Annotated in this window: 9 protein-coding genes; 5 read left to right on the top strand and 4 right to left on the bottom strand. The window is 67.7% G+C overall.

Annotation, left to right across the window (positions count from 1 at the left end):
* Nucleotides 1-22: 22 nt before the first annotated feature.
* On the bottom strand, nt 23-190 hold the full coding sequence (locus tag ACWZEH_RS12230; protein ID WP_456198099.1) for a hypothetical protein: 168 nt from the start codon (nt 188-190) through the stop codon (nt 23-25).
* Between the two features lie 401 nt (nt 191-591).
* Here ACWZEH_RS12230 and ACWZEH_RS12225 point away from each other — a divergent pair, with 401 nt between their 5' ends.
* Genes ACWZEH_RS12225 through ACWZEH_RS12215 form a run of 3 tightly spaced genes read left to right on the top strand, consistent with a single transcriptional unit; the run spans nt 592 to nt 4,607 of the window.
* Complete coding sequence (locus tag ACWZEH_RS12225) at nt 592-2,733, top strand: helix-turn-helix domain-containing protein (RefSeq protein WP_456198098.1); 2,142 nt, start codon at nt 592-594, stop codon at nt 2,731-2,733.
* A gap of 3 nt (nt 2,734-2,736) precedes the next feature.
* Entirely contained in the window at nt 2,737-3,732 is a 996-nt protein-coding gene (locus tag ACWZEH_RS12220) for a hypothetical protein (RefSeq protein ID WP_456198097.1), read from the top strand.
* A complete protein-coding gene (locus ACWZEH_RS12215) occupies nt 3,729-4,607 on the top strand; it encodes a DUF6339 family protein (RefSeq protein WP_456198096.1) in 879 nt (292 codons plus the stop codon). The genes ACWZEH_RS12220 and ACWZEH_RS12215 overlap by 4 nt, the downstream gene beginning before the upstream one ends.
* Before the next feature lie 10 nt (nt 4,608-4,617).
* On the opposite strand, the gene ACWZEH_RS12210 is transcribed toward ACWZEH_RS12215, so the two are convergent.
* Genes ACWZEH_RS12210 through ACWZEH_RS12200 form a run of 3 tightly spaced genes read right to left on the bottom strand, consistent with a single transcriptional unit; the run spans nt 4,618 to nt 7,621 of the window.
* A complete protein-coding gene (locus ACWZEH_RS12210; protein ID WP_456198095.1) occupies nt 4,618-6,180 on the bottom strand; it encodes a DNA cytosine methyltransferase in 1,563 nt (520 codons plus the stop codon).
* A gap of 48 nt (nt 6,181-6,228) precedes the next feature.
* Nucleotides 6,229-7,215: a DNA cytosine methyltransferase gene (locus ACWZEH_RS12205; protein WP_456198094.1), complete on the bottom strand. Its 987-nt coding sequence runs from the start codon at nt 7,213-7,215 to the stop codon at nt 6,229-6,231.
* Complete coding sequence (locus ACWZEH_RS12200; protein WP_456198093.1) at nt 7,208-7,621, bottom strand: very short patch repair endonuclease; 414 nt, start codon at nt 7,619-7,621, stop codon at nt 7,208-7,210. Before ACWZEH_RS12200 ends, ACWZEH_RS12205 begins: the two co-directional genes overlap by 8 nt.
* A 278-nt stretch (nt 7,622-7,899) precedes the next feature.
* On the opposite strand from ACWZEH_RS12200, the gene ACWZEH_RS12195 reads away from it, so the two are divergent.
* Together ACWZEH_RS12195 and ACWZEH_RS12190 are read left to right on the top strand one after the other, a co-directional pair.
* Nucleotides 7,900-8,346 carry a hypothetical protein gene (locus tag ACWZEH_RS12195; RefSeq protein ID WP_456198092.1) on the top strand — a complete coding sequence of 149 codons (447 nt, stop codon included), beginning with the start codon at nt 7,900-7,902 and terminating at the stop codon, nt 8,344-8,346.
* 24 nt (nt 8,347-8,370) lie between these two features.
* On the top strand, nt 8,371-9,210 hold the full coding sequence (locus tag ACWZEH_RS12190; protein ID WP_456198091.1) for an HNH endonuclease signature motif containing protein: 840 nt from the start codon (nt 8,371-8,373) through the stop codon (nt 9,208-9,210).
* The last annotated feature ends 190 nt before the right edge of the window (nt 9,211-9,400 follow it).

The following is a 9,400-nucleotide window of genomic DNA, read 5'->3' as shown; positions in this document are numbered from 1 at the left end:
GCGACGGCGCGACGGGTCAAGTTCACGAGCGAGGGGGCGGACTGTCGCCGGAGGGGTCCTCGGCGGTGGTCCCGTGTCCGTGGGGGACGTCGTCCTGCGAGGCGGCGGGCATCGCCACCCGCCGGTTCAGGAAGTCGGCACTCAACTCGCGCATCGACTTCAGGTCGTGATTGCTCCAGTCCTCTATCACGCTCTCCGTTCACGGGGGAGGAAAACGATTGAAGCTGCCTCCGGGCGCACTTCTCCCGTTGCCGCCCGGTGTTCCCATCGAAACTGTCCGAGCGGGGCAGAAGGACTGCCGCTGCAGACCGTATCGGTAGAGGGCTCACCCCTGTCAACCCTCGTTTCTCCGCCGCCTCTTCGAAAACACTTGCCCCTACATGAATGGAGTCGGCAACTCCGAATACGGAAGGCGCGAAACGGGGGATGAAGGCTGATACCTGTCAAGTCGGACAGATTGGGTGAGTCGATGGAGTCGGGTGGTCGATCGATCAGGGTCAACTTCTGGTTGACGTCTACTGGCGCGTCAAATTAGCTTGTCCTTGTCAGACACGCAAGAGACTCGCGAAACACGGGAAGCGCAGGGTGCACGTGGAAGCAGGCGAGGATTTCGGACCTTGGCTGGCCCGCCAGCTCAAGCTCACGGGGAAGACGCAGGCGGAGCTCGCCGAGGAACTGAATTTGACCCGGGCCGCGGTCTCCGCGTGGATCACCGGGCGCTCGGTGCCTCGCCCCACCGTCATGGGGGAGATCGCCGAGGCGCTCGGTACGGACGTCGGCACGGTGCACACGCGCACCACCGACACCCAGGTCGGTCTCCCCCTCACTTGGTACCACCGGCCCGGCTACTCCGACGGCGGACGTGACGGCGGCAACGCCGCGGCCTTCGCCTTCGACGCGGACGTCCAAGTACTCGCTCGGGAGACCTGCCAGAACAGTCTCGACGAGCGGCTCGCGGAGAACGGGCGCCCGGTCCGCGTGCGTTACACCCTCCACGAGCTCACCGGCGAGGCGTTGGACGCCTTCCGTAAGGCCATTCTCTGGGACGAGCTCCATCCCCACTATGCGGCGGTTTCACGGGCTGCCTCTCACCAGAAGGTCGGACGGGTCGTGGATGCCGGCGTCCGTGACATGTTCGAGAAGGGGCGACTGGTCCTTCTGCGGATCGACGACTACAACGCCTCCGGTCTCACCGGTGACGACTATGACGACGGCAAATTTGCCGCCGTCGTCCGACGTCAACTGGAGAGCCTCAAATCGGGCCGAGGAGCAGGCGGTTCCTACGGTCTGGGCAAGGCGACGCTGTGGGCGACCAGTGCGCTGGGCATGGTTCTGATCAACTCCACGCTCTCCGTCCCTCACGAGGGTCGAACCGAACGCCGGGTCATCGGACGACTGGAACTGCCATGGCGTTCCGTCGACGGCAATCCGTACGCGGGTCCCGCCTGGCTCGGGCGGCCGGACCCGGACACCCCGCGTGCGGAGGTGGTTCGTTCCTGGTGGGCGGACGAGGAGACGGTCAAGAGCCTCCACCTCACCCGCGACAGCGACGAGCCGGGCACCTCCTTCCTCATCGTCGGAGCCCACGACGTGGCAAGCCTCGACCAGGGCACGCCCGAGCGCGATGTCGACGACGAGGGCGGCAGCGACGACGGGACCCGCAACATCGAAGCCATGCACCGACGGCTGGTCGACGCGCTCGGGCGGAACTTCTGGGCGGCGATGACCGGGGGTGGAAGCCGACTCCCCCTCCTGGAGACCTCGGTCCGGACTCTGCGCAACAACAAGGTCGTGGTGGAGGAGGAGAAGGTCGACCCCACCGTCGACCAGCCCTCTCGAACCCGGGCGCTGCGTGCCTTCTACGAAGGGACAACCGTGGACCGGCTCACCGAGGCCGGTCAGGTTGCTCTCCGTACGGTTCCTCTTCGGTTGCCTCTCTCCGGCGGGCAGAGCGGCACGCTCGGCACGCATCCGGCGGTGCTACTGGTCACAGAGGCCGAGGATGCGGACGGCGTCCCGAACCAGGTCCACTCGCTGCGAGGCAACCGGATGACCATCAAGAAGTCCGGTGTCGCCGCCTTGCCCCTGGGCGTCAACGCCTTCCAGGCCGTACTCCTGGCGGGACACGCGGCCGGGGAGTCGGTCCCCTTTGCCGGGGAGGCCGAGGAGTTCCTTCGCGCGGCAGAGCCCCCCGAGCACGACCGCTGGGGCCAGACCGAAGAGTTGACGCTCCGTTGGTCGCACACCGCGCACCATCGCATTTCTCGCTTGACCACCGAGGTCAACGCCGCAGTGAAGGAACTGGTGGCTCGCCCGAAGCGTTCCGCCGGCCAGGGAGGCGTGAAGCTGCGGAAGGCGCTCACCGTTCCGCGTAAGCCCGCCGTCGCGCCCAGGCGTGGCGGGACGGCCCTTCCGGAGCTGGACGGGCTCGATGCGGAGATCGGCGAGGGCGGGGAGTGGCGGATCACCGCCGAGGTGAAGCTGCCTCGTGCCGACGAGCTGCCCACCATGACACCTGTGGTCCTGCTCGACGTACGGTCGGGCAGTCGCCCCAGGCTCGAGTGGGCGGAACTCGTCGCCGTGGACGGCTGCGAGGTCGAGGACGGAGTCCTGCGCTTCACACCCCGCGCCCGGCGAGCCATCTTCCGGGGCGCCACCGATGTCGCCAGCCATCCGGTTCGGACCGCACTCACGCGGCTCGTTCTCGAACTCCGTGCCGGCAAGGGGGAATGAGGCATGAAGTTCTACCCGTACAAGCGACTCAACCGCCCGATCGTACTTCGGGTGACCTCGGCTTCCCTCAAGCTGCCCGACGGTTCCCGGGACCAGCTCGATACCTCGGCCTACTCCACGCAGCAACGGACCGTGGCTCTGGGAGTGGCGCAGCACGAGGACTGGGTGTCGGCGAGGATCGGCCTTTCCGCCACTCTGCCCCCCGGTGCGACAGCACCCGATGCTCCGTGGAACGACCTGCGTGTCCTCGCGGTGCTCACCGACGGTGAGACCAACGTGCGCACCACCGTCGACCTTCGACAGGATGCCGAGGGGAGCAAGGAGTGGTCCGGCCACATCGAGGTGTCGCGCGACGACCATGTGGGCCGTGCCGTTCTCACCGCCTATGCCGTCGCCACGGTCGAGGACGTGCCCGGCCGTGCGATCGCCGAGACCGACGACGACTGGACCATCGACGTGACGGCGGAGGAGCCGCTCGGAGGTCTGCGCCTCGATGTGAAGCAGACGAGCTTCTCCAAGAGTGCACGCGAGTGGTTGCGCACCTACTCCGACGCGCCCTGGATCGTGGACGCCTCGGGCCGCCTGCCCACGGTGCAGGTCAACACCGACATCGAATTGTTCTCCGATCTTCTCGGCGGAGAGAGCGGAGGCCTCGAAAGCAAGATCCACGAGCTGCTCGTCTCCCAGATGGCCACCGACGTGTGGACCGCGGTATTCCACAGTTCGGTGGGCGACCTGGAGGTCGAGCCCGACGGCTCTCCGATCTTCCCCGCTGACTGGCAGGGCGAAGTGTTGCGGGAGATGCTCCCCGACGTGATCCCGGGCGTTCATGTGGAGGAGGCGCTCCGTCGGGTCCACCGACGACGCACCGGTGAGGCGGGGTGGGTGGAGCTCCAGACCCGCATCCACTATGCGGCCGTGCGTCGCGCCGGGGCGAGCAAGGCACTTGCCAACGCCCTGCGCGGGCTGCAGCAGATCAACCGAGGGGACAAAGCATGATCGAGAAGCCGCACCAGATTCCCCAGCGGCTCGGCCTGCTCACGGCGGCTGCGGCCGACCCCTTCCTCACTGAGGACCTCCTCAAAGGGACCCAGGGACACGGAGGCGTCGATCTCGCCAAGGTCGTCGAACCGTTGCCCGACGAGGACCCCCGGTGGGAGGTCGAACCGCTCAGGGAACTGGTGGAGGACGCGATGCACGAGTTCCGGGAGAACCGGACCCGTGCGGACGGCTGGCTGGCGCCCCGACTGCACGCAGCGCTCCGCATCACCCGACGGGAGGCGGCGGATCGAAGGCTCTGGACCCACCTCGCATTGGCCGTTGCTCCGGACTACGTGGCGTGGCGGCATCCTCCGGCGCCCGCACCGGGGCGGAAAGAGCCGCGTATCAACCCGGCCCGATTCAAGGGCGCGCCGGACCGGCAGTGCTTCTCACGTCTGTGGTGGGCGGCGGAGCTGTTCCGCAACGGCAAGGACTACTCCCCGGTGGTTTCGGCCTGCGCCAACCAGGACCTGATCCATAACTCTCTGCGGCGGGACCTGGTCGATCATCGGCCCACTGCCCAGGCCCTGGTACGCATCCTGGAGCGTGGGGTTGCGAGCACCGGTCGGGACATAGAAGGGCTCATGACGGCGATCAATGCTGCCGGCGCGACCTTGGTCTACGACGCGCTGGCCTCGGACGAGCCGCGTGATCCTGCGGTGCTGCGCCAGTGGGTTGCGGAGGCCGAGTCCGTGCCCCCGGTGCCGCGGCACTCCCTGCCGGACGGGCCCGACGAGGAGCCCGTTCCGGAGAAGTCGGTGGTCGCACTCACCGACTACTTCACCGATCTCTTCGAGACCGCCCCGGTCAGAGGTCGGAAACCCAAGGACTGAGCGGGAAGGGTCACCTGCCCGTGAGCGGGTGGCCCTCCCAGTCGCCGTGCTGGCGGATCTCCACTGGCTTGCCTGGCCGCTCCCAGGCTTCCAGGTCAGCAGTGGCCTGCTTCAGCCTGGTCCGGGCTTCCTCGTCGCCCAGTTCGGGTTCGAGTACATGCCGCAGCACGTGCAGGGCAAGCCTGGGCGGTACGGCGTTGCCGATCTGCTGCGAGATGTCTTTACCCCTCCACGGGTACGCGACAGGGAACGTCTGGAGCACTCCTGCCTCGGCAAAGGAGAAGCGGTCGAGGTTCGTCCCGGTGTCCTTCAGGACCACGCGATTCCGTGACACCTTCCCGGTGATCGTGGCGGAAGGAGCGTCGTGATCGCGTCGGCCGCGCGCCTCGGGGACACCGCCGGTCCCATAGTTCGAGATGACAGTGAAAGCCGGACGGTCGGGCAGCTCCGGCTTGATCTGCCTCGCTCTCTTGAGGGCCTCCTCCATGGAGACCCAGGGCGCCTTCTGACTTTCCAGGAACGGCTTGGGAGAATCCATGGGGAGGGTCTCCGCAGGCGTTGCCTTCGACCGGGGGACAGGACGTCCCTTGGGCTGGTAGCGCTCGTGCGTCTCGGAGATCGTCGGGAGGTCGACGGGGCGGAGCCGAACCCCGCCGAGGAGGGCGGCCCGATCGAGTCGGGCCATCAGCACCGCACGCCGACGTGTCTGAGGAACGCCAAAGGCCTCGGTGTGCATCAGCTGAGTCCGTGTCCGATACCCGAGGGAGGCAAGCACCTCCGCGTACTCCTTCCATACCGGAAGCACCGCGGGAACCTGCTCAAGGACGACGGCCTCGTAGGGCTCCGAACCGGGGCGCCTGCACCGCTCGATCACCCACCACAAGGGCTGTAGGACCAGGCCCGTCCGCTCATCGCCCAATTCCTCGAGCCGGCTCTTCAACGCGGCGTGCTCCTCGTTCAGGTCGCTGAACTCCTTGAGCAGACCATCGAGCTCGTCGTCCGGAAGGTCGGGATTCCGCGGAACGTCCTTGAAACTCTTCATGAGTCCCTTGACCTCGTCCGCGGAGTTCCCCAGCCGCTCGAGCCTGAGTTTCAACGCTTTGCTTTTTGCGGCCCTGAGCTCCTCGACCTGATGCTTGCGGGCCTTGACGTCCTGGGCCTTGAGTTCTTTCCGGCGAAGTTCCTCGGAGATGCCACGCCAGGTGCGGAAGATCTCCTTCCACTCCTGATCCCCGGCGCGCACGGCCTTGTGCAGGCGCCTGATGTACTCCATCACCTGGTCCAGCGACCTGCGGCCCGCACCGTGACCGGCGACGGTGAACGTCTGGCACGGAGGCCCACCGGTCAACACCTGGGCGTACGGGAAGAAAGCGGCACGGTACCGCCGGACATCACCTTGGAAGGTGTCCATCCCCGCCTCCCGGCGGGTGGCGCACGCTTGTGCGTCCCATTCGATGCCGGTGACCTGGTGCCCCAGAACATCAGCTGCCACATCCAGCCCACCCGGACCCGCAAACAGGTCCAGGATGCGGAAACCCGCAGGTGGGGAGTCTTCCATGTTGATGTGGCTCATGGGCGTGAAGTGTAGCCGGCGCTGCGAGGTGCTAATGGCACGTCTCCCCTATGCGTGAGGTGAGGAACGCAGAGCGGTCGCGATGGCGGCACCGAGCTCCCTGGCCACCGGCGGGGGAGTGGCGTGACCGATCTGTCGGTACCGTGCCGTCTTCCGCCCCGTGATGCGCCACTCCGGGGGAAACGACTGCAGGAGGGCTGCCTGATCCACAGTGATTTTCAGCATCTGGGCCGGGTCGTCCGAGCGTGGCCACTCGTAGTCCGCACCTGGGACCTCGTCGGCCAGCGCGCCCGCGTTCACTCCCATCCGCGCCCAGGCCCGTTTCGTGCCGGACGGACCGAGATCCGCGCCGCCACGATTGTCCGAGCCCCCGACCAGCGTGGGCGCCACAGCCAGAGCCTGCGCCGCCCAGACGTCGGCGTCGTGCCAGCCCCGGGCCCGCATCGATCGGTGCAAGGCCTGACCGACCGGGACATGCTCGTCCACCGTCGGCGCGGGTGGGGCGAACGCGTGGAACCACGGCTCCTTGAGCGCCACGAGAATGCCCTGCCGGCGTTCCTGCGGCACACCGAAGTCCGCCGCGTTCAGTACGAACCAGCGGAACCGGTAACCGAGATGAGCCAGTTCGGCCTGGACGAAGTCGCGGATGCCTGCGTATGTCGGTGATTCGGCGAGAGCGGGCAGGTTCTCCAACAAAAGAGCCCGCGGTTGGATCGAGTGGATCAGATAGATCGTGGCGGTGAGAAGTCTCAGTTCCTGGTCGCTGTCCGAGCGCCCCACCGCAGCCGAGGACTTCACTCGCGGCAGACCGGCCGACAAAAGATCGACGTCGAGGGTCTCTGGATGCTCCTCCGGAAGAAATTCGATCAGGTCCTCGCAGACCACGTTCCAGTGCGGCCGATTGGCCAGGAGCGTCTCGCATGCCTGGTGTTTGTTGTCGAGCAGGAGCACCGGCGAGAATTCCGCACTCTCCAACCCCGACGCCAATCCGCCCGCACCGGAACAGACGTCCACGAACCTCAGTCGATCAACCATCGGCTCCCCCTTGGCTCGGCCGTCCCCGATCCCGCTTCTCGCGGTCCACCGCCGCACGTACCGTCGCCGCGATCTCTTCCGCCGGTATGTGCTCCCAGAACCTCAACACTGTCCATCCGGCCGCCCGTAGGTGCTCGGACGTCTCCTGGTCCCGCGCCATGTTTTTGTCGAGCTTCGCCCGCCACCACTCGGCATTCGACTTCGGGCTCGTCGCGTGCTGTGGGCAGCCGTGCCAGAAGCAGCCGTCGAGGAATACCGCGATCCTGGCCCTGGGGAAGACGATGTCGATGGTGCGACGGGGCATTCCGATCACCGGTGCGTTCACGCGGTAGCGCAGGCCCTCGGCATGCAGCAGTTTTCGGACCGCCACCTCCGGTGCCGTGTCGCGGGAGCCCTGGCGGCTCATGCGGGCGGATACGGCGGGAGAGGAGGGGGGTGCTTGTGCCACATGAGTATTTTGCCGGCGTGTTCCCCTTCTTGGGGGCTGGGTGGGTTTTCTGTCCGGCCGGGGTGTGCGGGGAGGCGGGTGGGTGCAGTCCCTGAGTTCTCGGTGCGAGGGTTCACCTTATCGAGTGCGGTCGTTGACCTGTTGCTATCACTCTGAGTGAGCAAGGATTGGGTGTGGGGGTGAGTGGCATGTCCGTCGGTGATCTGGTGAGGGAGACCTCTGCTCCTCGGGGAGGGATGATTCTCCAGGGGCCGTTGGACGGCTGGGTGGCTGAGTTGCGGGAGCGAGGGCCTGCGGCCGAGAGTGCGGGGCGGCTCGGTGGGCTCGAGGTGGCGCAACTGTCGGCGCGTGGGCGGATCGACGCGCTTGTGGTGCTGGAGCAGCATCTGTCGTGGTTGCAGGCCAAGCAGGTCGAGGTGCTGGCGGCCATCGCCGAGCACAGCGATGTTCCCGAGGCGGTCGTCATCGAGGCCGGCGGCAAGCTGGACGACGTCTTCGCCGCCACCTGGGACGGGGCCGTGGAGGAGGTGGCGTGTGCTTTGCGACTGTCCCATCTGACGGCCGGGCAGCGTCTGAGGGCGGCCACTTTGCCGGCGACCCGCCACGAGGTGACCACGGGACTGCTGGCCGACAGGCGGATCTCCTACATGCAGGCACAGGCGGTCGCCGAGCAGTTGGAGTGACTCGACGACGAGGTGACACGCCGCGTGGAGTCGGTTCTGGCGGCGAGGATGCCGACCCGGACGGTGGGGCGGACCAAGGCCGCGCTGCGCCGCGAGGTCCTCCGCGCCGATCCGGCGGGCGCGGAGCGGCGCCACCAGGAGCGGGTGAAGGCGCGGCACGTCGTGCGGTATCCGCAGGACGACGGCATGGCGCTGTTCGGCGCCGTGGTGCCCGCGCAGCAGGCCGCGCTGATGGAGCAGGCGGTCGATGCGCGTGCGGTTGGTTACGGAGACGATGGGCGGACGCTGGACCAGAAGCGGGCGGACGCGCTGTTCGACCTTGTCGTCAACCAGGCCGGGGCCGCGGGCGGTGGCGGAGGGCGGGCGGCGGCCACGGTGCAGGTGACGGTGCCGTTCGACATCCTGCCGGGTTCGGAGGACGGGCCGGCGGGGCTGAAGGGCCATGGGCCGGTCGCGGCCGGTCAGGTCCGCGAGATCGCCTTCGCGCCGGGCGCGGTCTGGCGGCGGTTGCTGACGCATCCGAAGTCCGGGCTCCTCGTCAGGACCGACCCGACGACCTACCGGCCGACGGCCGAGACCGAACGGCACGTGATCGTCAGGGACCAGTACTGCGCCTTTCCCGGCTGCCGGACGCCCGCTCACCGGTGCGACCTCGACCACGTTCGGCCGTTCGGCCACCGGCATCCCGAGCAGGGCGGGCAGACGGTGCCGGACAGCCTCCAGCCGTTGTGCCGTCGGCATCATCGGCTGAAGACGCATCACCCCGGGTGGAGCGTCACGCGTGATCCGCACTCCGGGGCCAGTACCTGGACGGCGCCCACAGGGCACGCCTACACCAACACCCCTCCCGTCCATCGGCGGTGAACCCGCCGGCAGACGTCGTGCGGGCCGGCGGCTCAGGTCCGCGGCACCGGCTGTACCAGCCCCGTGTCGTACGCCGGGATCACCGCCCGGGCGCTCCGCTCCGCTGCATGTCGTGGGCCGACGGGACGATGGAGCAGTCGAGCGGGGTGAACCTGCGATATAGGAGTGGCTCCTGCGTGCGTGGGATGTC

This window comes from Streptomyces yamdrokensis, assembly GCF_053890455.1.
The sequence above is the reverse complement of the archived record's forward strand: the minus strand, read 5'-3'. Positions and strand labels throughout refer to the sequence as shown.